The 26,205-nt window shown below is 59.2% G+C and carries 18 protein-coding genes; all 18 read right to left on the bottom strand.

Annotated features, from left to right (window positions below; translation table 11 throughout):
- Window positions 1–105 precede the first annotated feature (105 nt).
- Window positions 106–1,581, bottom strand: a complete 1,476-nt coding sequence (fleQ, locus tag GYA94_RS02600; protein WP_054911387.1) for a transcriptional regulator FleQ — start codon at window positions 1,579–1,581, stop codon at window positions 106–108.
- Window positions 1,582–1,752: 171 nt separating this feature from the next.
- Window positions 1,753–2,049, bottom strand: coding sequence for a flagellar protein FliT (gene fliT / locus GYA94_RS02595; protein WP_110679959.1), 297 nt, complete (start codon window positions 2,047–2,049; stop codon window positions 1,753–1,755).
- A gap of 14 nt (window positions 2,050–2,063) precedes the next feature.
- Window positions 2,064–2,459 carry a flagellar export chaperone FliS gene (gene fliS, locus GYA94_RS02590; RefSeq protein ID WP_054911389.1) on the bottom strand — a complete coding sequence of 132 codons (396 nt, stop codon included), beginning with the start codon at window positions 2,457–2,459 and terminating at the stop codon, window positions 2,064–2,066.
- Between the two features lie 132 nt (window positions 2,460–2,591).
- Complete coding sequence (fliD, locus tag GYA94_RS02585; protein ID WP_161891734.1) at window positions 2,592–3,989, bottom strand: flagellar filament capping protein FliD; 1,398 nt, start codon at window positions 3,987–3,989, stop codon at window positions 2,592–2,594.
- Window positions 3,990–4,063: 74 nt separating this feature from the next.
- Complete coding sequence (locus GYA94_RS02580; protein ID WP_054911391.1) at window positions 4,064–4,429, bottom strand: flagellar protein FlaG; 366 nt, start codon at window positions 4,427–4,429, stop codon at window positions 4,064–4,066.
- A 72-nt stretch (window positions 4,430–4,501) separates the two neighbouring features.
- Window positions 4,502–5,350, bottom strand: a complete 849-nt coding sequence (locus GYA94_RS02575) for a flagellin domain-containing protein (protein WP_110679961.1) — start codon at window positions 5,348–5,350, stop codon at window positions 4,502–4,504.
- Between the two features lie 308 nt (window positions 5,351–5,658).
- The gene (locus GYA94_RS02570; protein WP_110679962.1) at window positions 5,659–6,594 is read right to left on the bottom strand and encodes a ketoacyl-ACP synthase III; all 936 of its coding nucleotides are present in this window, start codon (window positions 6,592–6,594) and stop codon (window positions 5,659–5,661) included.
- Between the two features lie 232 nt (window positions 6,595–6,826).
- On the bottom strand, window positions 6,827–12,829 hold the full coding sequence (locus tag GYA94_RS02565) for a CDP-glycerol glycerophosphotransferase family protein (RefSeq protein ID WP_161891733.1): 6,003 nt from the start codon (window positions 12,827–12,829) through the stop codon (window positions 6,827–6,829).
- Window positions 12,822–13,484 carry an NTP transferase domain-containing protein gene (locus GYA94_RS02560; RefSeq protein WP_161891732.1) on the bottom strand — a complete coding sequence of 221 codons (663 nt, stop codon included), beginning with the start codon at window positions 13,482–13,484 and terminating at the stop codon, window positions 12,822–12,824. The genes GYA94_RS02565 and GYA94_RS02560 overlap by 8 nt, the downstream gene beginning before the upstream one ends.
- The gene (locus GYA94_RS02555) at window positions 13,460–14,065 is read right to left on the bottom strand and encodes an HAD-IB family phosphatase (RefSeq protein WP_054911395.1); all 606 of its coding nucleotides are present in this window, start codon (window positions 14,063–14,065) and stop codon (window positions 13,460–13,462) included. The genes GYA94_RS02560 and GYA94_RS02555 overlap by 25 nt, the downstream gene beginning before the upstream one ends.
- A complete protein-coding gene (locus GYA94_RS02550) occupies window positions 14,062–14,832 on the bottom strand; it encodes a class I SAM-dependent methyltransferase (protein WP_054911396.1) in 771 nt (256 codons plus the stop codon). Before GYA94_RS02550 ends, GYA94_RS02555 begins: the two co-directional genes overlap by 4 nt.
- A gap of 227 nt (window positions 14,833–15,059) precedes the next feature.
- The gene (locus tag GYA94_RS02545) at window positions 15,060–18,638 is read right to left on the bottom strand and encodes a glycosyltransferase (RefSeq protein WP_161891731.1); all 3,579 of its coding nucleotides are present in this window, start codon (window positions 18,636–18,638) and stop codon (window positions 15,060–15,062) included.
- A 72-nt stretch (window positions 18,639–18,710) separates the two neighbouring features.
- Window positions 18,711–20,294, bottom strand: coding sequence for a flagellar hook-associated protein 3 (locus GYA94_RS02540; RefSeq protein WP_110680020.1), 1,584 nt, complete (start codon window positions 20,292–20,294; stop codon window positions 18,711–18,713).
- Window positions 20,295–20,307: 13 nt separating this feature from the next.
- Window positions 20,308–22,338, bottom strand: coding sequence for a flagellar hook-associated protein FlgK (gene flgK, locus GYA94_RS02535; protein ID WP_054913395.1), 2,031 nt, complete (start codon window positions 22,336–22,338; stop codon window positions 20,308–20,310).
- Between the two features lie 12 nt (window positions 22,339–22,350).
- Window positions 22,351–23,505, bottom strand: coding sequence for a flagellar assembly peptidoglycan hydrolase FlgJ (flgJ, locus tag GYA94_RS02530; RefSeq protein ID WP_161891730.1), 1,155 nt, complete (start codon window positions 23,503–23,505; stop codon window positions 22,351–22,353).
- A gap of 11 nt (window positions 23,506–23,516) precedes the next feature.
- A complete protein-coding gene (locus GYA94_RS02525) occupies window positions 23,517–24,626 on the bottom strand; it encodes a flagellar basal body P-ring protein FlgI (protein WP_009684238.1) in 1,110 nt (369 codons plus the stop codon).
- A gap of 12 nt (window positions 24,627–24,638) precedes the next feature.
- Window positions 24,639–25,334, bottom strand: coding sequence for a flagellar basal body L-ring protein FlgH (gene flgH / locus GYA94_RS02520; RefSeq protein WP_054913397.1), 696 nt, complete (start codon window positions 25,332–25,334; stop codon window positions 24,639–24,641).
- A gap of 50 nt (window positions 25,335–25,384) precedes the next feature.
- Window positions 25,385–26,170: a flagellar basal-body rod protein FlgG gene (gene flgG / locus GYA94_RS02515; RefSeq protein WP_015271239.1), complete on the bottom strand. Its 786-nt coding sequence runs from the start codon at window positions 26,168–26,170 to the stop codon at window positions 25,385–25,387.
- Between the last annotated feature and the right edge of the window lie 35 nt (window positions 26,171–26,205).

Below are 26,205 nucleotides of genomic sequence, written 5' to 3'. Positions count from 1 at the left end.
ACTGGCCCGAAACAAACGAGCGAGCGCCAGCTCGCGATGCGCCGCGCGGGCGGCGCTCGATCTGACAGGCACTAGAAAGGTCGAGGTGAACACCCCGACCCCCCATCAATCCTCTGCCTGCTCCTCGCCGCCCTGGCGGCTCATGCCGTACTTGCGCATTTTCTCGACCAAGGTGGTCCGGCGAATACGCAACCGTTCCGCAGCGCGCGCCACAATCCCGTTGGCATCGTCCAGCGCCTGCTGGATCAACCCCTGTTCCAGGCTCCCCAGGTAATCCTTGAGGTCCAGGCCTTCAGGGGGCAGCATCGCCGGGTTGCTGAAGTTAGGCGTATGGCCATTGATCGCCACACGCTCTTCCAGGTCGGTGCGCAGGCTGTCGACCATCTGCTCGTCTTCATCATCGACATAGCGGAATTTCTTCGGCAGCTCGGAAACCCCGATCACCCCGTAAGGGTGCATGATGGCCATGCGCTCAACGAGGTTGGCCAGCTCACGCACGTTGCCCGGCCAGCCATGGCGGCACAACGACATGATCGAAGCGGAATTGAAACGGATGGAACCGCGTTTCTCGTGCTCCATGCGCGAGATCAGCTCGTTCATCAGCAGCGGAATGTCTTCCACCCGCTCGCGCAGCGGCGCCATCTCGATGGGGAACACGTTCAGCCGGTAGTACAGATCTTCGCGGAAGGTGCCGTCCTCGATCATGTTCTCGAGGTTCTTGTGCGTAGCGGCGATGATGCGCACATCGATGCTCTGGGTCTTGTTGCTGCCCACGCGCTCGAAGGTGCGCTCCTGCAGCACGCGCAGCAGCTTGACCTGCATCGGCAACGGCATGTCGCCGATTTCGTCGAGAAACAGGGTGCCGCCGTTGGCCAGCTCGAAACGCCCGGCACGGCTGGTGATCGCCCCGGTGAAGGCGCCCTTCTCGTGGCCGAACAGCTCGCTTTCCAGCAACTCGGCAGGGATCGCGCCGCAGTTGACCGGCACGAACGGCGCTTCGCGGCGCTTGGAGTGATAGTGCAGGTTGCGCGCGACCACCTCTTTGCCGGTGCCTGACTCACCCAGGATCAGCACACTGGCGTCGGTATCGGCCACCTGCTGCATCATTTGCCGCACATGCTGGATGGCCCGGCTGGTGCCCACCAGGCTGCGGAACAGGTTGGGCTCACGCTGGCGGCCGCGCTCACGCGCCTGGTCATACATTTCGCGGTAGACCTGGGCACGGTGCAGCGAATCCAGCAACTGGCTGTAGCTGGGCGGCATTTCCAGGTTGGAAAGCACGCGGCGGCGAAGGTCTTCCGGGAACTCTGCGGAAGAAATTTCACCTAAAAGCAAAACTGGAAGGAACTCATCCCATGCAGCCACTGTCTTAAGCAACCCAAGCACATTGCCAGGGGCGTTTACAGCGCCGATAAGCACGCACAGCACTTCACGGCTCGAGGCCAAAGGCTCCACCGCCTGCTGCCAGTCGTGGCTGGCGCACGCGAGGTTTTCTTCGCCGAGAAAGTTCAGCACCACCGCGAGGTCGCGGCGGCGCGCGCTGTCGTCATCGATCAGCAGGATCTTGGTTTCACGCCACATGCAATAGCAACTTCCCTAGTCATATCGGCACCCTGCAAGGGGCATGCTCGACATCATTCCGACTGAATGGTCAGTGTTCGGACGTCTGGAATTCGAAAACAGCCACTAGTTAAGTCAAAAAACCTGTGCCAGTCAAATTAATGGCGCTCGGTTTGTTTGCAACGTCCGTGGTTACGAGAAGAGATGGTATACCTTCGCGGCGTTTTTCGCCTGACGGATTTTCGTCATTTCTTCAACCAAGGATTGACGTTCGCCACTTGCAACCTCGATTAGCTGCCGGTAAACGGCCATTAGCTGCTCCAGGCTCCCCCGTATCTGAGCCTCGTTTTCACGAGCCTCGGCAAGCACATCATCAACACACAACCGGCACTCGAGGTCCAGTTCGCCGACCGCACTCCAGTCCCGATCCGCCAACGCCGCCAGCAAGGCGTCTCGGGTGTGCTCGATACGTTCGATCACCTCGCTCATGTCTTTCTCCTGATTCAGGAAGCTGTCGACTCGTCGCCGATCGCGTCCCAGCCTTCCTTGACGGTAATCAGCAGGCGCGCCACTTCATCGATGATCGCCGGATCACTTTTCACGTTCGCCTCGATCAAGCGACGGCTCATGTAGGTGTAGAGGTTATCCAGGTCAGCCAGGGTGTCAGCATGGTTTTCAAGATCCAGCCCTTCACGCAGGCCGCCGATGATGTCGATAGCCTTGCCAATGAGGATGCCTTTTTGGGCTACATCCTTGCGCGCTATGGCGCCCTTGGCTTGCGCTAGGCGATCGAGCCCACCTTGCATCAGCATTTGTACCAATCGATGTGGGCTGGCGACGGAAGTCTGCGCCACGCCATTGACTTTCTGGTATTGCCGAAGGGCCAACATCGGGTTCATGGATCTACCTCGTTGCAGCGAAAAAGATTGCTTGTATCCTGTGTATCGCCGGGCCGTCAAAAAACTTTAGCGGAAAAGCGAAAAGCCCGGGCATCCACAGGACGCCGCCGGGCTTTTGGCAGACTCAGGCGGTCAGGACTTCTTGGCCTGGGCGTTGATCGCCTCGAAGATCGAGGTGATCTGGTCGGCCTGGGCTTTCATCTTGCCCAGGGCGGTGTCGAGGGCGACGTATTTCTTGGTCAGCGATTCAGTCAAGGACTCTGTGCGACGGTCCAAGGCGGCTTGTTGGTCGCTGAGGTTTTTGGCTATCTTGTCCAGGCTGGATTTACGACTGGCTAGGCTACCATCCGTGGCATTATAGGGATCTATAGCTTTCTTCATCCGCTCGAAGACACCATCGGTACCGGTGAACAACTCCTGGATCTCAGGGCCAAGCTTCTTATCGTTCAGAGCAGCAGTAAACTTGGTGCTGTTGAACTCCAGGGTACCGTCTTTTTGAGTGTTGATACCCAACTGCCCCAGCGTGGTCAAACGGTCGCCGCTACCAACCTCCGACAGCACACCCCGGATGTCCGCCAGCAGGGAGCGAGTGGTCGGGTCATTGGTCAAAGACCCCAGAATGGTATTGCCGTCCTCATCTTGACTGGTGCTGGTGAGCGAAGTGATGGCTTTCTGCAGGGTGTTATAAGCGTCAACGAAGCTTTGAACAGAGGTCTTCAGGCCGTCATTGTTGCCGGCAACCGTCACGCGAGTGGTCACGTTCTCAGCACTTTTGCCGGTCAGCTCGAGCGTAAGGCCACTGACGGCATCCTTGACTGTATTCGATGCACTGGAAACCTCCAGGCCATCGATCTTGATCAACGCGTCTTTGGCGACCGAGTCGATGTAACCCGCGCCATTGTCCGCCATCGATTGGGTGCCATCAATTTCCAACTCAGCAATACCGCTGACAGAAATATCACTCCCCGCCCCGGTTGTTGTCGAGCCAAGTACCAGACGCGCACCATCCTTGCCAGAGACAATGTTCGCCGACAGGCCGTCGCCCCCCAACTCTTTGTTGATCTGGTCACGCACCGTCTGCAGTGTCGCACCATCACCTACTGTAAGCTTGTAGGTCTTGCCGTTCTGGCTGATGCTCAATTCACCAGCGGGAATGGCGGTGCTCGCTCCTCCGCTAAACGACTGGCTTGCCACCTTTGAACTGGTGGCGAGGTTCTTCACCTCTACGTTATAAGTACCGGCTACGGCTGTGTTGCTGGCGGTAGCCTTGACCACGGTTTCACTGGCTGAGGTAGCCGCGTAAGCGTTAAAGGACGGCGCGGTCTTGTCATTGAGCTTGCTCATGGCCGTGGTGAAGGCAGTGAGGGCACTACGCAACGCGCCAACCCCAGAGATGTAAGCAGTGTTGTTGCTCGTCTGCCGAGTAATCTGCGCCTGCTTGGCGGCCGTGTCTGCCTGCACAAGGGCGGTTACGATCTCGGTGATGTTCAGACCAGAACCCAGGCCCGTACTAGGCGTAATCGTTGCCATGCTCTTTTCCCTCTACTTTACGTCAGAGCCACTCCTGCGGATCCGACCCTCACCACTTCGACGCCAGTGGCCAGTCAGACCTTGGCATCGAACAGAAGACTATTGACATCACTCAGGCTGCTGGCAATTCGCAAGGCCTCCTCGGAAGGCAATTGACGAATGACTTCACCTGTTTCACTTGCAATGACCTTGACCACGATTTTGCCGGATTCCTCATCCATGGAGAACTCCAGATTACGTCGGGTCGACGTCATGAATTTTTCAATTTCAGAAACTGCGCTTTTGACCTTTTCGACATCAGTCGCAGGCTTGATTCCGTCAGGTTCGATATCGTCGCCCTTCAGAGTCGCTTCGACGGACCGGAACGCCGACCGATCTGCAACCTGCTCCACCGGGCGAACGGCCGGGTACGACAGATTCAACTTGACGCTCATATCCATTGCCAGCACCTCGTAATGAAAAAGCGGAGAAGCACGTGAATCGCGCCGCTCCGCCGAACACTACTGGAAAGATTAACCCAGCAGTTTCAGTACTGCCGATGGCAGCTGGTTGGCCTGGGCCAGAACCGAAGTGGAGGCCTGCTGCAGAGTTTGCTGCTTGGTCAACTGGGCGGTTTCTGCGGCGAAGTCGGTATCCTGTACACGGCCACGAGCAGCTTCGGCGTTTTCGTTGATGTTCTGCAGGTTGTTGATGGTGCTGGTCAGACGGTTCTGAGCGGCACCCAGGTCGGCACGCGAGCTGTTGATGCTCTGCAGGGCGGCGTCAATGGCGGTCACCGCAGCGCTGAAGTTATCTTCGATGTTAGCCGAAGTACCGCTGATGGCGATGGTACCCGAACCTACGCTCAGGGTGGCAGCATCGAAGCCCGAAGCCAGAGTGATGGTGATCTGGTTCGAAGTACCCGTGTTGGAGCCTACCTGGAAGGTCATGGTGCCAGCGGTACCGTCCAGCAGGTTTTTGCCGTTGAGCTGGGTGCTGTTGGCGATACGGGTCAGTTCGTCGGACATGGCCGCGAACTCTTTGTTCAGCGCATTACGGTCTTCCTCGCTGTTCGAGTCGTTTCGAGACTGAACGGCCAGTTCACGCATACGCTGCAGGATGTTGGTCTGCTCTTGCATCGCGCCTTCAGCGGTCTGGGCGATGGAGATACCGTCGTTGGCATTTTTGATCGCCATGGTCTGGCCACGGATCTGCGAGGTCATGCGGGTAGCGATCTGCAGGCCGGCGGCGTCGTCTTTGGCACTGTTGATTTTCAGACCGGAGGACAGACGGGTCATCGAGGTGCTCAGCGCGTCGGAAGCACGATTCAGGTTTTTCTGAATGCCCAGAGAGGTGGTGTTGGTGTTAACAGTCAAAGCCATGACGAATTCCTCGTTGGATTGGGTACTACGGCTTCCGGCCTTGGCAATTCGCCGGGTGTGGCACAGAGAACCTTCGTAATAGTTATCTTCGTCAGAGCGCGTTTCTTTAGCGGTTTTTCAAAAAAAATTGCTGGCATCCTGCCAGCCCATTGAAATCAATGATTTGGCGCCATTATTCAAGCGCCGCCAGGCAGGCCTGAATCCAGGCCACGCCGAGGGCAACTGAGTCGCACTGGACGCACCCCGTCTCGCCTGGCGCACACAAAAACGCCGCCGGAATGCGGCGGCGTTTCCTTAAGCACATAGGCTCAGCCACGACGTTCAAGAATGGCCGAGCCCCAGGACAACCCCACACCAAAACCGCTCAACGCCACACGTTTGTGCTGTGAGCCGATCACATGCTTTTCAAGTAGAAGTGGGATACTCGACGATACCGTATTGCCCGTCTCGACCATGTCCTTGACGAAACATTCGCGCTGCGCACCCTCGTTGAACCGGTGCGAAACGGCGTCGACAATCGCCGCACTACCCTGATGCAAGCAATACAGATCGATATCGCCGGCCTGCAGGTGACTGGCCTCGAGCAATTGGTGCAGGTGGGCAGGCACCTTGATCAGTGCAAAGTTGTAGACTTGTCGGCCGTTCATGAAAAACTTGCCATCAGTGGTACGCAGGTGCTCGGCACCCGCGCCATCACTGCCGAACAGCGCTTTGCCCAGTTGCCAGTAGGCATCTTCGCCCATCCAGGTTGCCGTGGCGGCATCGCCGAACAGCATGGTGGTATTGCGATCCTCGGGATCGACGATTTTGGAGTACGGATCGGCAGTAATGAGCAAGCCGTTCTTCAGACCTGCAGCCTCCATGAAGCCTTTCAGTGCATAGATGCCATAGACGTAACCCGAGCATCCGAGAGAGATATCGAAGGCCGCGACATGTGTCGGCAAGCCAAGCTTGTGCTGGACGATTGCAGCGGTGTGCGGCAAGCCCTCAGCGTCACCGTTCTGGGTCACCACGATCACGGCATCGATCGAAGCTGGGTCAAGGGCTGGGTTGATGGCGAACAAATTTTTTGCAGCCTCGACGCACAGGTCTGAAGTTTCCTGGCCGTCGGCCTTGCGCGGCAAGAAGGTCGAACCAATCTTACCGAAGATGAAATCCTGGTCTTTGCCGAATTTCGCGCCCTGAGCGTAGTTGTCGACACCTTCGACAGGTACGTAACTGGCGATGCTTTTAATGCCAATCATTGTGGCTTCCCGATGGAAATGGCAAAAATGTGCGGCATAGAAGCTACCGCCCAGGGACAAGCACTGGACGCTGTTGCAGCTTCTCGCTGGCTCAATAGATTAGAGATGCACGTTTCGACTGCCAAGTCACCGTTGGAATAAATGAGTCAACGCGACACCGCCCAGCGGCTGGTCAGGCCCACCCCCTTGCAGGGCGGGCCTACTCATTTTCCAGCGCGCTAAAGCCAGTGGATCAACCGGGCAACCAGGCCTCACGCCAGCGCTGCAGGCTCTCGCCGTCCAGCATCCAGTCGCGCTGAACAGTGGCTCGCAGCAAATCCCCCACTTGCGCAGAGGCTACAGGGTCGGCCAGGTACGCGCCGACAGCCTCACGCCAGGCCGCTTCACTGTTCTTCACCCGCGTCACGGGCAGCCCAGCGCTGTCGAGCAGCACATCGCTGCAGACGACTGGGATGCCACAAGCGCCATACTGCAGCAGCAGCAAATTGCTCTTACAGGCGTTGACACGGTTATCCAGCAGCGGCAACAACGCAAGATCCAGGCTCAACCCGGCCAACTGCGCAGGGTAGTCCGCCCCCGGCGAGACGGCATGGTATTCATGCACGTAGGGGCGGAGTGCTTGCGGGCATGCACCGATGAAGATCCAGTGCACATCACCCGCCAATGCCTGAACCATTGGGGCTATCAATTGCAGGTCTTCGACAGTGCTGCCAACAACAGACCAGCCGACCCTTGGCTTTTCAGCGGCACCGCGATGGCTGGCCACCCCTCCCCAGGCCAATGGGTCGAGCCGGTTAGGCAGCATGACGATACGCTCATGCAGCGACCCAAATGCCTGCGCCAGAGCTTCGCTGGAAACAACCAGGCGGTCGGCGTGAGACAGTGCGCACTGCCAGTTGGTCTCGCTTGGACGCAGACAGTCATCCAGGTCGATGACCTTGAATGCTCTCGACAACAGCCGGAGGCGACGCATGCGGTCTGCCTGCTCCTGATTGACCGGGGCCTGAAGCACGATACTGTCCGGCGCCAAGCGTTCCAGTTCTACGAGTGACAACGGCGTGTCCACTGGGACGCTCCGGATCAGCCCAGCACGGCCTAGCACCGCCAGAGACTCCGCGCAGCGAGGCTGAGCAGCGTGCTGATCATGGTGCACTTCGGCCAGGACGGTCGGAATGGGCGACCAGGACGACAGCGGGTTCCAGTTCAGGTTGGCCGGGGCGATGGAAAAGTCCTCGCCAGCACTCAGGGAGAAATTGGTGTTGTACCCCGGGTCGCGGGCCAGCACTGGCAGCCAGCGGTCGTACATGGCCTCCTCCTGCTCTGCAGTGGCTACCGGCTCATCTGCATCGCTGATGAGCAAAGCAACGCTGGGCGCCCACACATTGAGGTATCCCGAGGCCTGGAGGCGCAGGCACAGGTCGACATCGGCCCAAGGAGCCAACTCGGCGCGCGCATCGAACCCCCCTTCGTCGAGGAATCTGCTTTTGCGGATCATCAGGCATTTACCACTGACCGCAGCGGCGTTCTGGTCCACCTGCAACCGCTGCATATAGCCACCGGCATGCAACGGCTGACCCATGAAAATCTGGCCCACCGGGCCGTTGAGACCAAGAATCAGCCCGCCTTGGCGAACGGTGAAGTCTGCACCGACCAGCTTGGCCCCCACAGCCCCCACTTCTTGGCGGAACGCGTGGTTGACCAACCGACGCAGCCAATCGTCTTCCAGCACCGCGACCCCGGCATCCAGCCAGAGCAAATATTCGCCACGCGCGCTCAATGCAGCCTGGTTGCGCGCCTGGGCCAACGACAGCCCATGGGGCAGCCGCAGCACCCGAACGGTCTGCGTTCCAAGGCCTTCGACACCCGCCAGCCAGGTCTGCAAACTTGGCTCGTCGTTACCGTGATCCAGTAACAGCACTTCGAAGGCCGGGTAAAGCGTTTTTTCGAGTATGCTTTCCATGCAGCGTCGCGCCCGGGCAAAACCACCCTGGGTGGACAGTAGAATACTGACCAGCGCTTGCTCGGCGCCGTAATGCACATCCAGTTGGCCAGGCACCCGCGAGTCAACCCGCGCTTGCGTATAACCCCGCGCCTGCAGATGCCGGCCGACAGCCCGCTGGGTATCCGCACAGTTCTGCAGCAAAGGTGGCCGACGCACCAGCAGAGGCTCGCTGATATGCCCCAAGCCCTCCAAACCTTTGTCTTCGATCAGTCGCAGGATGTAATCCAGCTCATAAGCCTGGCCTGCATCGCTGCGGAAACCACCGGCTGCCAGCCATGCGTCGCTGTTGTACAGCCAGTGGCTCGCAAACACCGCCGGCAGGCTCAAGAGCATGTCCAAATTCAGGTCCGGGCGCAGCGCGAGACCAAGCTCGTCGCCGTCCCCTTGCACCACCTCATCGCCATATACAGCGCGAAGCCCTTGTGTGTCGAGCAGATCGAGGGCAGCGATCAACAAGCCACTGGCAGTAAAGGTGGTACCGGCCTCAACCAGCATGAACCAGTTGCAGCCGGCCTCGGCTACTGCCCGCTGGATGACAGGCAATTGATCATCCTCAAGCTGCATGAAGCGCAGTTTTCCCTCGGCCGCAGTCGGCTCCTGGGGCTCACCCGGGCGTAACACGACGATCTTCACATCAGCATAAAGATGACGATCGGGCGTGAAGCTCTCCAACGTTGCCGCCAGTGCATCAGCATCTCCGGCACGATCGATCACCACTACACCGATAAGGGGGGCGACTTTATCCTCAAGGCGCGCCTTTATCAGGCGTTGTTGGGCGGAACTGGGAACACGCTCGGCTAGCCATGTGCTGACATCGGTCGGCACTGGCAGACGCGGGTATTGCGCCATGGCGATGCGAATCGTCTCTGCAACTGGCCTTACCAGGCCTGCACCCTCCGGGTTCTTCTCAAGAGCCTTCTGCCGCAGGATCTGGTCGCGCATTTGTACATAGGCCGCACGCAGCTCTGGGCTGTCAGCGCTGCGCATCCGCACTTTCAGCTCGTTGAGCTCAATGAAGTCGGCATTGATTGGGTGGCGCATCACCGGCAATTTCAAATGATCATAGGCGTGTACCTTCCACTGGCCCTGCGTGGCCAGAATCAACGGCAACAAGCGCTCCATTACGAAGACCTTGCTCTCGTAGCCAGCAGTGCCGCGATGATAGGTTGGCGCATTCAAGGCAGCGCCGTAGGGCGACGGCGACCGGGCGTCGCGTGCCTGCTCGGCGGCCTGGAAAATGCTTTCGGCCTGGCTTAGCCAGTGGCGCCAGAAGCGCGGCTTAGCAATGAAATAGTTGCAGAACTGGGAGTGCCGGGCATCCATTACCAGAGTTTCGATATCGACGCCTGGTGCAAGCCTACGGGCCATCTCGACAAATGCTGGCCAGATATTCGGGTGATAGATGAGCCCCTGAATGAAGACATTCTCGTACAGGGCACTTTCATCGAAGAACATCGGAAACAGCAGCACATCGGCTTCTGCAGGTGCCGAGCTACAAAACTCAAGCACCTGCTGGGCATTGAGGCCGGTTTTCTGCTTGAACCTTGGCGACAACACGCCGTAGAACGCGTTCTCGTCCAGCTGCTTATCGAGCAGCAGTGTACGCATCGGCCAGTATTCGGCCCAATCGGGACGCTGCCCGGTATTGTCGAAGGGAGTAAACCCAGGCTCGAGCATCGCTCGAGTTTCTTCGGAATAGAAAATCTGATGGATATGGGCTTGCGATGGGCCTGTGACAGGCTGCGGATCGACGAATGCCAGATACAATGACAAAGGGCCAGCAAGCCCGGGCATGCCCGGGAATGCACCAGCGCTGCGCAGCTCAACCGTGGTGGTACCCTGCTCGTCTGGCCGGTATGGCAAGAGCACGCGCTGGGCACGCGTATCGCTGAAATGCAGTTCACACTGCAGGTGGCCGTTGATCCAAAGCTCGGTGGTAAAAGGGAAGACATCGTACTGTTGCCCGGCCGCACAACACAGGAGCACCTCCACGCCGGTTGGCTGACGTGCGTGCCCGAGCACGGCAGGCTGAAGCCGCAGCGAAGCCTGCGGGCCTGCCAAATACTGCGCTTGCCGCGCACCCACCACGCGAATAAGCGAAGGCCCCAGCACCACATTGAGCTGTTCACTTTGCCACGCACGGTGGACACCATGTGCCCCCAATGTCTGCCAGAGGACCGAGAACACCTCGTCATCCACGCACTCGGGCAATTGCCCAAGCGCTCTGTGCATGACATGCGCCGGCAGCAACTGCCATGCCTGACGACCTTGGCGCTGTGCCAACGCCGCTTGCAAGCGCTGCTTGATCCATTGTTGCTTGTCTGCACTGGCCATCGGCGCCGGCAAAGCCTGCGGTTCGCTCAACACCAGCGCCTCGCATTCACCACTGGCCAATGCCGCAAGGCCATCACTGACCTGATGGGCGCTACCAGGAATGTAAGCGGCCTCCCCGTCCACGAGCATGAAGCCCAGATCCTGCTGGGCATCCGCCCAGCGCTGCGCCAACCATGCAGTTGCAGCAGCCCCCTTGTCGTCCCCCTGGAGCACGGAGATGCGTTTGAACGCCAAGCGGTCATCCAGCGCTTCTACCACCTCGGGACGTAGGCCGAGCCGACCGTCCACAATCACATGCAACCGCGGGACCGTGGCAATGGCAGCCGCAACCCGCTCTACCGAGCGGCCGTCCTGGAAGTCGCCGTACAAATGCCGGACCCGCTCGCGCTGAGCGGCGCGGCAATTCTCTGCATGGCAATGATGGGCATCGCTGAGCAACTCGAGAAACGCTGTATCGTCTGCGAACTCCATGCCGATATCACGCCAGGCGTTGCCTGGCGCGTCAGGGTTGTATTGCCAACGGCCCACGCGCTTTTCGCTGGAATACAACAGGATCGGGCGGTCCAACACCATGAATTCGAACAGCAGGGACGACCTGTCGGCGACAAGAATGTCGGCCTCGGCAAAGCTGTCAGCGATACTGGCCTCGGGATCATCTACCAGGCTCACTAAGGGGTCGGCTGCGGCCTGTTCGCGCCAGGTACCCATGAGGTTGCGGAACAGCGCCTTGTCGACGACAAAGCTGTGCTCGTGCTGAACAATAGCGGGGTGAGGCTTGATAATGATCTTCGCACGCGGGTACACCGAACGGATCAAAGACACCACGCGGTCGCCAAAGTAGACCGCAGCGCTGATCTCCGGGTTATAAGTCGGTGCGAAAAGGATGGTGGGCTCACCTTGGGCATGCGTCCTTGGGGCCAGGCGGAAGACCTGGTCGACCCAGGCGTTGCCCGTCAGCAGGAAACCATGACGGGGGCGAACATTGGACAGCAGCGTGTCTTCGATATCCCAGACGCTGCCACACATGTAGTCGGCACAGCGATACTGCGGTTCGGCAAAACCGTAGCGGGTAACCGAGCCATGGCGCATGCCAACCAACAACACCCCGTGCGCATCGCAGTAATCACGCCAGAATTCCACCGACCAACCATCGGCAACGACGATGACTTGAGGCTTCCAAGCCATGACATCATCGATAGAAAGGCTCAGTAAACTGGTTTCAAAGCAGGCTGCCAGTGGTCGCAACGAGCGGAAGTGGAAAGGCATGCTGCCGTAGCACGCCACCCTCAGGCCTGCAATGGGCAGTGCCTGCAGCTTCCCAAGGATCGGCGCGAACCCATACAGCACAGCCCCCTGCAAGTGATGGCAGAACACCTCTCGCAACCCAAGCGACCGTACGAGCGCAACACAGCGGGGCGCAGAGCGCTCGGCAGCATCGCCCACAGCCTTCACGTCCGCCGGATCATGCTGCAGGATGATCCGGCCGTCGGGTTTGAGCATGGACAGCGCATGCAACACCAGGCGAGCCACGTCATTGTCATCATCGATCGTAGCCAGCACGCCCATCAGGCAGATCACATCGAAGCGCTCTGCCGATGTAAATGCCAGGGCGACCGCCTGATGAAACCGCACATGCTCGATACCGGCCTGGCTGACAAGGGCACGCGCCTTTGCGAGCACTTCATCTCGCCATTCGCATACCACCACCTGTGCGGCATGCTGTGCCAGCAGCAACGTCAGCTCTGGGTCCGCGCAGCCGATCTGCAACAGATGCCCGGCAACTGGCAAAGCTGGCAATACCTGTGACTCAAGGCATTGCAGCAGATCCGTCACAGTCGGGGTGGCGCAAGTCTGCTCGTCTGTGCCAGGAGCGGAGCGGTTGAAGGATTGCTCAATCATGGTTGCCCCATTCCGCCGCAAAGACTTTACGCGCCATATCCAGATCCTCGACCGTATCGATGTCGAACGCTTTGAGTTCGAATGCAGGCAATGGTAACCAGGGTTCCAGCGCTTCGTAGACGTACATGGGCCTGTCGAAGATGACTTCCGGCTTGATCACGGCAATGCCTGTCCATTCCATCGAGTGCTGAGTTTCGCGGGTGAACCCTGAAACATTCGCGTTTTTTTCATCCATCAGTACACGCACGCCGTCACTGGTGGTATAGGGAGAAACCCCAATCAGTTGCTCGTGATGTTGAGAAGCTTGCAGGAAAGCTTTGAAGCTTTCAGGCTCCATAACCGTGTCTGCATCGAGCACCAGCATACGCTCCCGCAGGTGGCGAGAAACCCGATAGATGCTTTGCAAGGTATTGGTGCGTGCGTAATCTGGATTGCGTACCACGATCAGGTCAGGGCGCAGCGCAATGGCGTGCTCGATCACGTCCTCTTCATGAAAGCCGACTACCAGCCAGACCGTTTCGGCCCACTGCAAGCGTGAAAGATGCCAATCCAGCAGCGAACGACCCGCTACCTCGACAAGGCACTTCGGCTTGTTGAGACCCAGGCGCGAGCCGATGCCGGCAGCGCTGATTACAACGTGCTTAACAAGCGACATAGTGCCTTCCCATTGTAAGTAACGAAATCACTCAGTTTCACCAGCTCCTTGTTTGGCGCATGCACGCCGCCAAATGCGATACGCCAGTCGGCTGCCTCGAACATGGCGACATCGTTCATCCCCTCGCCCACGGCGACGATGCGCTCGAAGCGAGAGCGTAGGCTGTTTACGGCGTCACCCTTGTGCAGGATGCGCTCCACGCCATCCAACTGCCCTTGTTCATCCAGCCGAGCCAGCGAGGTGAAACTGCGGATGCCGAGCTTGTCCAGCACGGGCCGCACCCAAAGATCGAGGTTGCCCGTAACCACGAAGGATTGATCAGGATGGGCGGCAATGAACTCCAGGATGGCCTCGTCAAATTCAACATCACGCTCCAAGGCCTCGTGAATCCAGTCCAGTCGTGCATCGCGTAGCAGCCTGACGCGCAGCTTGAACGACTTGTCGAACGGTAACAGGCCTTCGATGGTGGCTTGCGTCAGCGCACTGATTTCGTCCTCCAGGCCGACCGAGGACGCGATCAGCGGCAATAGCTCCTGGCGCGTGAGCGTGCCATCGAGGTCAAAACAATAAGCCGTGTTCATACCGCCCCCTCGTCACGTCGCAATACGAAAAAGTACTGGCGCGTCTCGGTCCGCTTTTCCAGATCTTGCGGGAAAAGTAACTGTTCGCGCTCGACCGTCATTCCGATACCTGCGAAAGCCGTTGCCATCAAGGCATGCAATTCGTCCACCGTGCGGTAGATCGCCGAATACTCGTCAGACAGCTCTTCGGAGTAGAAGCGGTCAAGCGTGAAGCGCTCGGCCACGCCCACAGGTTCACGCAGGTACAGCGCGCCCCCCGGCTTGCACAGTTGTGCGGTGTCGCGCAGGACCTTCACGCAATCGTTGTCGTTGAGGTAAATCAGCAGGCCAGAGATCAGCGCCAGGTCGAAAGCCCCTTGCAACAGCATTGCCTGCGGCTGGATATCGGTTGCCGACATGACTTGGAAGTGCACATTTTCTAATTGCCGGATGGCGCTTTCGGCTCGGGCTTTTTCGATCAGACTCGCGGAGAAGTCCAGACCAAGGTACTGCAAGCCTTCACACCGCTGCGCAAGCAACCAGGCCCAGCGACCGACACCGCAACCCACGTCGAGCACCCGATGGGTATTGCCTAGGTCCAGGATGCCCACGACCGCGGCTTTTTCGGCCAGATCGCGTTGTTCGACCAGCTTGGCGTCATGATCCTGGTACATGGTCGCACTGAGCACATTGGAATACTCACGCTGCCCGCGTGATTCGAAAAATGCGCGGGTGGCGTCGTAATCGATGACGACGTTCCTACCCTTGATACGTCGAGAGTCGTTCAAGATTTCTCCTAGTTCCTGCAATGCCGATGCGCCGCAGTCAAAAAATCACCACCTTGGCTTGGCGTTGCGGGGGACAAAGCAAGATATCTGCCAACGAGCAGCCGACAATGCCACACGGCGGCAAGTGCCACGCCCATGATTGAGCCAAGTCAACTGTGCGGTTGCCTTACAGCTGACATAACGCAATCGGGCTGCATAAGCAGCCCGATTGCGTAACACCACGTTAGTCAGTCCGCAAGCCAACCCCGCTGCCAGTGCCGCAGGTTCTCGCCCTGCAGAATGAAATCACGCATGACCTGCTCTCGCAGCGCGTCACCCATTCGATAGCTGGCAGCCGGGTCATTGAGGTGGGTTCGGATTACTTCGAGCCACTCCTGAGTGCTGTTGCTGTAAACGCGGCTGCATGGCAGGTTACCGCGGTATGCAGCGGTATCCGAACATACGGTCGGGTAGCCACAAGCGCCGTATTCGAGCAGGCGTAGGTTGCTCTTGCAGTCGTTGAAGATATGGAATTCCAGCGGCGCCAGGGCCAAGTCGAGGTTGAGGCTGGCAAGCTTGGCCGGATACGCCTGGAGCGATACGCCCGGGTGGTATTCATGAATGAAGGGGCGCAATGCCTGCGGACACATACCGAAGAATACCCACTCCACTTCGTCGGCAAGTTCACGTACTACCTCGGCGATGATCTCCAGGTCACCACTGTGGCTGGTCCCGCCCCCCCAACCCACACGAGGTTTGGAAGATACCCCGCGGCGGCTCCTGGGCAGGTTCGACCACAGGTGCGGTGCAAGCATGTTCGGTACCACCCGGATGTCTCGGTGCATGCCGCTGAGCGCATTACCCAGGGCCTCGGTCGTGACCACCAGCCGATCACACAGCCCGATGGCTTCTCGCAAGTGCTGCTCGATATCCGCTGGCTTGTTCCTGCCGTGGGTATTCTTGACCGGGGTACTGATCACATAATCGTCGATTTCGAATACCCGCCGGGCATTGCTGAAACGCGCAATCCGTTCGATTTCCTGAACCGACTCACGATTGTGACGTAACTGCACCACGACAACATCGGGGGCCATTCGCGCCAACTGCGCCGTACTCATCGATTCGTAGCTGGAAAAGCCCGTAATCAGCCCAGCCTGCTCAAGCTGCAACAAAGGTTCGGTAACGCGATAATGACCAATCGCCGAGTCGTTGATCGGCAACCCTAACACGCTCGGAACCACCCGTGAAATCAGCGGGTTCCATGAGCCCCGCAAGGTGGGTGTAAGGCTGAAGTCCGCAGACAACAGGCTGAGGTTGACGTTATACGCAGGGTCGCGCACCAGTGCCGACAGCCAACGTTCACAGAAGCGGTACTGCTCATCTTCGCGCACGCTGCGCCGACCATCATCATTCGCTTGCGCCATTAGGCTGACGGCAGCTTGCTGCAATTGCGCGTAAGGGGTCCAGACCATCAGGTAACCCTGGGCAGCAGCGCGCAGGCACAGGTCTACATCCCCCAGCCCCTGCGAATGATTCTTCTCGTCGAAACCCTGCAGACTGTCGATTACCTCTCGCCGAAGCATCATGCAATCCTGGCTCAGAGCCGACCAGTTCTGTACTACCTGCAATCGCTGCAAGTAGCCACGCGCCTGACCCGACTCGCCACCGAATGCCGCCTGCGCACCCCGACCCACCCCCAGCACCATGCCCGCGCTGGCAATGTTGCCCTGGCTGTCGAACAGCTTGCCGCCCACCGCGGCGACTTCCGGGCGGCCGGCATGGTTGAGCAACTCATCAAGCCAAGTGTCGTTCAGCACACAATAGCTGCACCCCAGCGTAACCAGATAGTCGCCCAGACTGGCTTGAACCGCATGGTTGAGCATATGCGCGACCGAGCATTCCCCCGCCACTGGCAGGATTCGCAACATTGAGGAAAACCCTTGCATCCGCCGCAACCAGTCCGATGTTGCCGGCGTTACCCGATCATCGTGCACGACGATGATCTCGTAGCGCTCATAGGCGGTATGCTGCAATACGCTTTCGAGAGTCGCCTGCAAACCTGCCTGCCGCTCATCGACGCACACCAGCACGGACACGAGTGGCTGTTGCTCATGCAGGTAATCGATACGATTGAGCAGTGCCATCTCATCATGACGGATCTGGTGGGCAACGCCCAGTCGGCTCAAATGCGCGGCAACAACCAGCTCGCTTTCTTCCGCCACATCGCGCGAAGACAACCACTGCGCGTAATCAGCGCCAGACTGGACCTGAATTTCTGGAATATGTTCTACCGCCTGGGGACCAACATTCTCGACCAGGCGCCAGACCAGATCATGGGTGGCCAGCGCACGATATCGACCATCGAGCCCGCCAAGGGCCAACACCCATTCACGCCGTAACGCCAGGGTACGCCCTAGATACGGATAGGAACGATACAGATCGAGATTGAAATCCGGCTTGAACACCGGTTCACACGGCCCGTCTTCCTTGAGGCCGCCCTCATCACTGTACAGGCAGCCCACGGAAGATTGCAGCGCCGCGCGCTCGGCCATGACCAGCAGAGCGGTCGGCGCAAGCTTGTCTCCCGACTGCAGCAGGTAGATCCAATCGGCAGCATCCAGCCCGCCTATGATTTCATTCAGTTGGCGCGTCCAGTCCGTAGCCGGCGCTAGGCTTACGCGACCAGCTTGTGCCGCCAAATCCAGCTCGCTGACCACTATGGTAGTGGTGGCGCCATAGTGCTGAGCTGCAATACTCGCCAACGTCACCTCAAGCCCCTTCGAATCGCCATCGAGGTCGCGCACGATCACCGCGATACGCGGCCGCACGGGCCACGCGGCAACCACATCTGAGGTCATCCGCAGTTGCGCACTACTTAACTGCCGGTCCTGCAGCCACTGGCGGTAAAAAGCTTCATAACTGTCGCTGTTGCTACCAACCCTGCCATTGAGGCGACACTGCCAAGTCGACAAGGTGCGCAACAGGCACAGTTCCTGCCACTGCCGAGGCACTTCAGACACTCGCGCCATTTCAACAAAGCGCACCCAGCCGGAAGCAACTGGTGCATCTCCACCGCGGGCCTTGAGCATCTGCGTGAGCCACCCCCACTCCTGCTGCGTGGATGCCTTGACCGAGTCATCCAGGCTGAGTCGCTCCGGGTGCAGGCGCTCGATAATAGCAGCGCTGCGCATGACGGCGACTTCACCGTGACGCATCAGACAAACGAACAGCACCAGATCAAGCAGTGCCTCGAACTGTTGTTCCTGATTGATAAGAACCTTGAGGATCTCCGCGGCTTCGCGTCTATAGAACAGCGCCGACGAAAAATTGCCAAGGAAGTTGACCGGGCTGCCCGCCAGGATCGCCAGCACATCGGACCCCTTGAACATGCTGTCGGTGTTGGCGAACGCCACGTTCTGCAGGCGCTGAGGCAAGACGAAGTCACCCGCATCGCAGAACACCCGCTGAGCGAGCGACACTTTGACTTCGGCATGCTGGAAAGCGGCAGCCTGCTGCTCCACGCAGCGCGCCAGCAAGCGGTCGTCGTCACACAGCACTTTGACCAGTTCGCCCTGAGCAGCTTCGAGCAAGGCCAGCACGTTGGCTGCCAAACCCAAACGCCTCGGGTTGCGCCGATAGTGCACACGCCCAGGCAGTCGTCCACTGGCGACCTCGACCATAGCTTCGATTGCAGAACCTTCGCTATCGTCCCCGATCAGTATTTCAAGATTCGGGTAAGTCTGGTCCAGCGCACTCTTCAGCGCCTCGTTGAAATAACGTGGGTTAAACGCAGGAATGACGATACTGACAAGGGGCTGTTGGTTCACGTTGATGACCTTTAAAAAAAATGCGCCGCACCTGAGGGTGACGACGCATGCTTGATAACGCAGGCCGCGTTATCAGATGTAATTGACCAGCGAAAGCCCGGCCACCTTGGCATAGGCCTGCAAAGAGGCCTGTAACATGTTGGTCTGCATCTGCAGGCGCAACATGACCTCGGCTGGGTCGCTCTCACGGATCGAGCTTTGAGTCTTGGCGTTTTCGGTACCCAATGCTTCGTTGGTTTCAGCCTGGACATCCAGCGCCTGGCCGCGCCCGCCAATAGAACTGACCGACGAAGACACTTGGTTGATCGCGCTGCTGACGTTGCCAACGGCCGAATCCAACGACGCCAGGAAGTTCTGCCGAGCTGTCGCGTCGCCGTCCTGCGGGGTACTCAGTGCAGCGCGCAGTTTGCTGATGGTATCGAGCACATTCTGGGTTTGATGGGTATCAACCTTGACCCCGAACGAGTCTCCGGCGCCAGGCGCGGCAGACAGCTCGAAGCTGACCCCCAGGGCGCTCGCGGTGGTGCCATTGGGCCCACCCAGTGTTCCGGAGGCAACCGGGCGGCTGTCTTCAGTCACAGGTGACGCGTACAACTCAAAAGCGTTGGCACCGGTAAACTTCAACACTGCGCCGCCGGCAGGAAACGCCGCTTTGTAAACATCTTGATCCGTGATGGTAGCGCCAGTGACCTGTGCCGAGGAGCTATTGCCAGGGCTCCGTGTACCGGACACTTCATCGGCCTTGGAGCTCAAACTGAACGAATGTCCTGCAATGACCGCATCCTCGTTGCCTTTGTCACCCTCTTTGAAGTTGACGTCCAGGCGTAGATCGACACCTCGGAAACTGATGGTGGCGTTGTCGCTATCAGGATCGAATTTGCCGCCCTGACTGGCTTCCAGCGTCACGTCATTGCCATTGGCATCGGTGATCTTGTATTCGGTGCTGCTGGTGAATTCGATGGTGTAAGGTTCGCCGCTGCGGAACTGATCATTGAAGGCGGAGTTCCCGGAAACCTGGCCATTGGACAGGCTGATGCGGCCATCATCAGTGGCTGGGGCGGTCAGCGTAGTCTCGCTGCGGCTGGTATTCAGTGCTTGTTCGAAAGCATCGTAACCGGTTTCGTTGGCCGCCAGGCTAAGCATGTCACCAACCTGAAGATTGAGCTTGCCCTGATCACCCTGGTAACTGTAGGTACCGTCTGCATTACGCACATACGGTGGCGTATCGCCCCGGGAGCCGGAGAAAATGTATTTGCCGCTCTCGTCCCTGCTGTTCATAAGGTTGAACAGTTGATCCTCCAGCGAAGCCAGTTCATCAGCGTTGGCCTTGCGATCGGCATCGGTAAAGGCGCCGTTACCCGAGCTCACCGCCAACTCGTTGACCCGCTGCAAAATGTTCCCGATCGAATTCAGGGTGCTCTCGGCCGTGCCCAGCGCATTGCGCACGTTGGTAATGTTGCTGCCGTACTGCTTCAACATGTTCTGCTGCTGCTCCAACTGCAACAACCGCGCCGCGCCCACCGGATCATCCTTGGCCGAGCGCACGCGAATGCCATCGCTGGCCTCCTGCTGAGTCTTCACCGTCTTGGCGAAGTTGCTCTGATAGTTGGCACTATTGGTGTTGTAGAACTGGGAAGTCGAGATGCGTACGCTCACGATCTAAGGCTCCTTAAAGGCTGTTGATCAGGGTGGCGAAGGTTTCCTGGGCCGCCTTGATGATCTGCGACGACGCGGTGTAGTACTGCTGGAACTTGATCAGGTTACCGGTCTCTTCATCGATCGACACACCCGACACACCGTCGCGGCTGTCCTGCGCAGAAGTGTGGAGCGCGCTGGTAGCATCGCCGTCCATCTGCGCCTGCCCGGCCTTGCCACCAACGCCGGATGCCAGCTTGGCGTAGGCATCAGTGAAGCTGATACCCTTGCCATTGGCCCCCACCTCGACCGTAGGCTTGGTCTGCAAATCGATCACCGACTGGCTGTTGCGGTTGTCCGCAGAACCTGCGCCGGTCAACGCCACGGTGTAACTGTCGCCATTTTGCGGGGCGCCGGAAACGTTCATCTCGAAAGTGAAGCTGCTACCCAGCGAGTTGCCGTTCCCATCGACCATTGGTACCGATAGCTGCAGCTTGTTGTCTTGGCCCGGCACGATGGTGCCGCTGCCAATCTCGGTGCCCTTGGCGTCATACATTTTGTAGGCCTGAGGGGAGGTACTGTTGTCACCGAAAACGAGCTTGACCGGGGTGGAATACTTCAGGCCGGTCTGCAACAACGAACGCTGGGCTGCATCGGAGATGTCCAGCTCGGATGTCAGGGTCGGCTGGGTTATGACGCCAGTCCCCTTATTGCCAGAACCGCTGGTGGCGCTCAGCGGCGCGGCAAGCGCCAAGCGTTTGGGGTCGGTCAGAACCGTCTCGATATTGGCTGCGGCGTTGCGGGTGGGTGTGATCTTGAAACTGTCACCCGCGCTCAGGCCTCCGCCATTGAGGGCAAGGGTGAAACCGTCGATCACCGGGGCCGGGTCATCATCGAGGCTGTAGCTACCCATGTCGGTGCCATCGGGCAACTTGCGGACCGTGTACTGCTTGTCGCTGGTGAAGGTCACCTGATAATCGCTGGTGGTCAGCTTACCGGTATCCTTGATGGTCACATCGAGGTTGCCTGAGCCTGGGCTGTTGTTCTGCTTGGCGATACTGCGCTGGCTGATAGCCGCAGCGCTGTTGATATCACCAAACAAGGTCGCCCCGAAATCACCATTTTTGTCGATGCCCTGGGCCAACTGGCTATTGATGGCATCCGCCACTACCAAGGCAACACGCCCCAGCTCGTTGAGCGCAGGGTCGAGCGTTTCCGAGCGATAGCGGATCAAACCGCCAAGTTCGCCACCGCTGGTGGTGCTGGTGATATCCATCTTGGTCGAGCCGCGATTGAGGATCAGACTCATACGGGTCGGGTCCGTCGCGCTTGGCGCCACCCCCAAGGTCTGCGTGGTCTTGCCCAGCACCAGCGCCTGGCCATTCTTCAGGTAAATATCGTAGTTACCGTCGCGCTCGACCACATCGGCGCCAATCAATTTGTTCAGCTCACGTACCGCACCATCACGCTGGTCGAGCAGGTCATTGGGTTGGCCGGAGATTGCGCTGACGCGAGATATCTGCTCATTCAGATCAGCGATGGTCTTGGTCAGGTTGTTAACCTGATCGGTGAGCGACGCCATATTGGCGTTGATGTTGCTGTTTTGCTGGTTGAGCTGCGCCGACAGCGTGTTGAAGCGCTTGGCCAAGGACTGCGCGCTGGTTAACAGCAACTGCCGCGAGGCGTCCTCGGTGGGCTTGGCCGCAGAGTCCTGCATGGCAGTGAAGAAACTTTGCAACGCTGCGGTGATACCGGTATCGCTACTCGACAGGGCAGTATCCAGCGGGGTGATCTGGTTAAGGTACGTGCTCGCCTCACTACTGAGCGACGTTGTAGTACGCAGCTGGTTCTCGAGGAACGCGTTATACACTCGACGCACATCGGCCAAAGTAGTGCCACTGCCAATAAAGACCTGGCCGACCTGCTGGCCGCCCTTGCTCTTCTGTACGTTCTGCTGGCGCGAGTAGCTCTCGACGTCGGCATTGGCAATGTTGTTACCGAGGGTATACATCCCCGACTGCGCGGCACCCAGCCCCGACATACCAATGTTGATCAGACTCGCCATGGTTTCCTACCTTTAAATTTTCGTTGCGGTACCGAGCAGTGCGTAGTGCTCGTACGACTTCATCTGTTTTGCTATCTGCGAGATCTTGCTGGCGTAATTCGGGTCGGTGGCGTACCCGGCCTTTTGCAACTCTTGCACGAACTGTTCAGGTTTATCGGCGGCTTTCACCGCATCTTGATAGCGCGAATTGTTCTGCAACAGGTTTACCAGGTCATGGAAGCTGTCCTGATAGGAATCGTACGAACGGAACGCTGCCGTCTCCTTGACGAACTGGCCATCGCGGAACTCGCTGGTAATCGCTCTCGCCTCGCCGCCCTCCCAGTTGCCAGTTGCCTTGATGCCAAACAGGTTGTGGCTGCTACTGCCGTCGCTGTTGCGCATCACCGACTTGCCCCAACCGGTTTCCAGGGCGGCCTGGGCTACCAGATAGCGAGGGTCGATACCAATGCGCTTGGCGGCTTGCTCGGCCATCGGCAGCATGGTGGCGACAAATTCATCACTGTCGGCGAACGCCTTTTTCGGCGCCAGCGGCGGCTGGGCCACCGCGCGACCGACAATACGCAGGCCGTTGTCCGGCACGGCAAAGACCTTGGCCGGTTGCTGGCCGTCACGGGCAGGTACGGCGGCGTTGTTCGGGCTGGCCGCCGACGGCACGATACCAGCCAATAGGCGGTCGGTGAGTTTGCTCGGCAAGGCCAGGCGCCGCGAATTGAGCGCCGCTACATCGTTGCGGTTAGCGCTCGCCAGGGTGGCTTGTACGGGCTCAGCCACCTTGTTGCCCCATAGCGCCGGGGCGCGGCCTTCAACGTGCGGGAACGGGCTGGTATTGACCGATGCACTCTTCTTTTTCGACAACTGGCGCACCAGCACGTCCTGCAGGCCGATACCGCCCCCCTCGCGGGACATGCTCACGGCCAATTGCTGGTCATACATGTCGCGGTACTGCTTGACCGTTTCGGTGTTCATCGGGTTGTCGTCGGCCAGCACGTCGCTGGCCTTGCGCGAGGCCTTGAGCATTTCGCTGATGAATAGCGACTCGAACTCCTGGGCCACCTTGCGTACGTTGGCATCGCTGTCGCGGTCACCATGCTTGAGCGCACTGAGGCGATTGAGGTCGGTGTAAGCACCGCTGTCGCCGCTGCCAGAAACCAGGCTTTTGCTGTTCATCGGTGCCGTCCTCAGATCACGATCAGGTCGGCTTGCAAGGCGCCGGCCTGTTTCAGGGCTTCGAGGATGGCCATGAGGTCGCCAGGTGCCGCGCCCACCTGGTTCACGGCACGGACGATTTCATCCAGCGTGGTGCCTGGGCCGAACTTGAACATCGGCTTGGCCTCCTGCTCCGCATTGACCCGCGAGCGTGGCACCACGGCAGTCTGGCCGTTGGAGAGCGGGCCCGGCTGGCTGACGATCGGGTCTTCGGTAATGGTCACGGTCAGGCTGCCGTGGGTCACCGCCGCTGGCGAAACCTTCACGTTCTGGCCAATGACGATGGTACCGGTACGCGAATTGATGATGACTTTGGCCACCGCCTGGCCGGGATCGATTTCCAGGTTTTCCAGGACCGACAGGTAGTCCACGCGCTGGCTTGGGTCCATCGGCGCACTGACCCGCACCGAGCCACCGTCCACCGCCTGGGCCACACCCGGGCCCAGCAGGTCGTTGACTTTGTCGACGATACGTTTGGCAGTGGTGAAATCGGGGCGGTTCAGGTTCAAGGTCAGGGTATTGCCTTGGTTGAAGCCGCTTGGCACGGCCCGCTCCACGCTGGCACCACCTGGAATCCTACCCGCCGACGGAACGTTGACGGTGATCTTCGAGCCGTCACGGCCCTCGGCGTCGAAGCCGCCGACCACCAGGTTGCCCTGGGCGATGGCGTAGACGTTACCGTCAATCCCCTTGAGCGGGGTCATCAGCAGGCTGCCGCCGCGTAGGCTCTTCGAGTTACCGATCGAGGACACGGTAATGTCGACCACCTGGCCCGGCTTGGCGAACGGCGGCAAGTCGGCATGCACCGACACGGCAGCGACGTTTTTCAACTGCACGTTACCGGAGCCTGGTGGTACCTTGATGCCGAACTGCGACAGCATGTTGTTGAAGGTTTGCAGGGTAAACGGGGTCTGGGTGGTCTGGTCACCCGTACCGTTCAGGCCAACCACCAGGCCATAGCCAATCAACTGGTTGGAGCGCACGCCAGAAATACTGGCGATGTCCTTCAGGCGCTCGGCCTGGGCCACACAGGCACAGGACAGGAGCAGGGTTGCGGCAATCAGCTGCCTTACGTTGAACATGGTCATCCGTACTCAGAAAGGCCAAAGCGGGCTGAGGAAGAAGCGGTCCAACCAACCAGGCTGGCTGGCATCGGCGAACGAGCCGGTACCGGAGTAGGTAATGCGCGCGTCGGCCACACGGGTGGACGGTACGGTGTTATCGGTGGCGATGTCGTCGGCACGGACCATGCCGGCAATGCGCACCAGCTCCTCGCCGGTATTCAAGGTCATCCACTTCTCGCCGCGCACGGCGATGATGCCGTTGGGCAACACCTCGGCCACGGTAACGGTGATCGAACCCGTCAGGGTATTGCCCTGGGTCGCCTTGCTGTCGCCTTTGGTGGCGCGGTCACCGCTGTAACCGGCCTCCAGCGACAGATCACCCCCGCCGAATGGGTTATTGGTATTCGGCGAGCCTCCAAACAGCGAGGTCAGGCCAATATCGGTCTTGCTGGTCTTGGCGATCTGCGAGCCGGCGTTCTTGCTAGCCGATGTACGCTCGTTGAGGGTAATGGTAATGATGTCACCCACCCGGAACGCTTTACGGTCGCTGTACAGGTTCTGCTCGAAACCGGCCTGGTAGATCGAACCGTTGTTGGCCGCTGCCGGCAGTGGGGTGCGCGGCAGAACCGGCGCGTAGTACGGGTCGTTGGGCTTGGGCGTCGGCGCGACGCAACCTGCCAGCAACACCGCCCCCCCCAGGGCGAAAACGGACAACAGACGATTCATGACGCTTACCTCACGAGTGCAAAAAACTACCAGGCTCAGAGCTGCCGGCCTCAGAGCTGTTGAGTAACGAACGACAGCATCTGGTCGGCGGTGGAGATGACCTTGGAGTTCATCTCGTAGGCGCGCTGAGTGGTGATCATGTTCACCAGCTCTTCTACGGTGCTGACGTTGGAGTTTTCCAGGGTCTGCTGCAGGGTGGTGCCGAAACCGTTCAGGCCCGGGGTGCCGACTTGCGGCGCGCCACTGGCCGCGGTTTCCAGGAACAGGTTGTCGCCGATTGCCTGCAGGCCGGCCGGGTTGATGAAATCGGCGGTCTGGATGTTGCCGATCACCTGCGCTGCAGGGTTGCCGGCGGTCGTGATAGACACGGTGCCGTCCTGGCCGACGGTAAAGGTCTGCGCGTCGTTAGGCACAACGATGGCGGGTTCCAGGGCAAAACCGTTGGCAGTGACGATCTGGCCGTCAGAGTTCAGGTGGAAGGTCCCGTCACGTGTGTACGAAACGGTGCCGTCAGGCTGCAGCACCTGGAAGAAACCACGGCCGTTGACCGCCATGTCCAACGGGTTCTCGGTCGTTTGCAGGCTACCCGTCTGGAAGTTTTTCTGCGTACCGACAATGCGCACGCCGGTACCGACCTGCAGGCCCGAGGGCAGTTCGCTGTCCTGGGTAGACTGTGCGCCAGGCTGGCGCTTGATCTGGTAAAGCAGGTCCTGGAATTCGGCACGATCACGCTTGAAACCGGTGGTCGAGACGTTGGCCAGGTTGTTGGAGATGACCGTGAGGTTAGTGTCCTGGGCGGACAGGCCGGTTTTAGCGACCCAAAGAGCCGGAAGCATTAGTGTTCTCCTCGTGCGCCTGTTTTACGGCACCC

Source organism: Pseudomonas juntendi, from assembly GCF_009932375.1.
Lineage (GTDB): Bacteria > Pseudomonadota > Gammaproteobacteria > Pseudomonadales > Pseudomonadaceae > Aquipseudomonas > Aquipseudomonas juntendi.
Note: the sequence above shows the minus strand (reverse complement) of the source record. Positions and strands in the feature narration are given on the sequence as shown.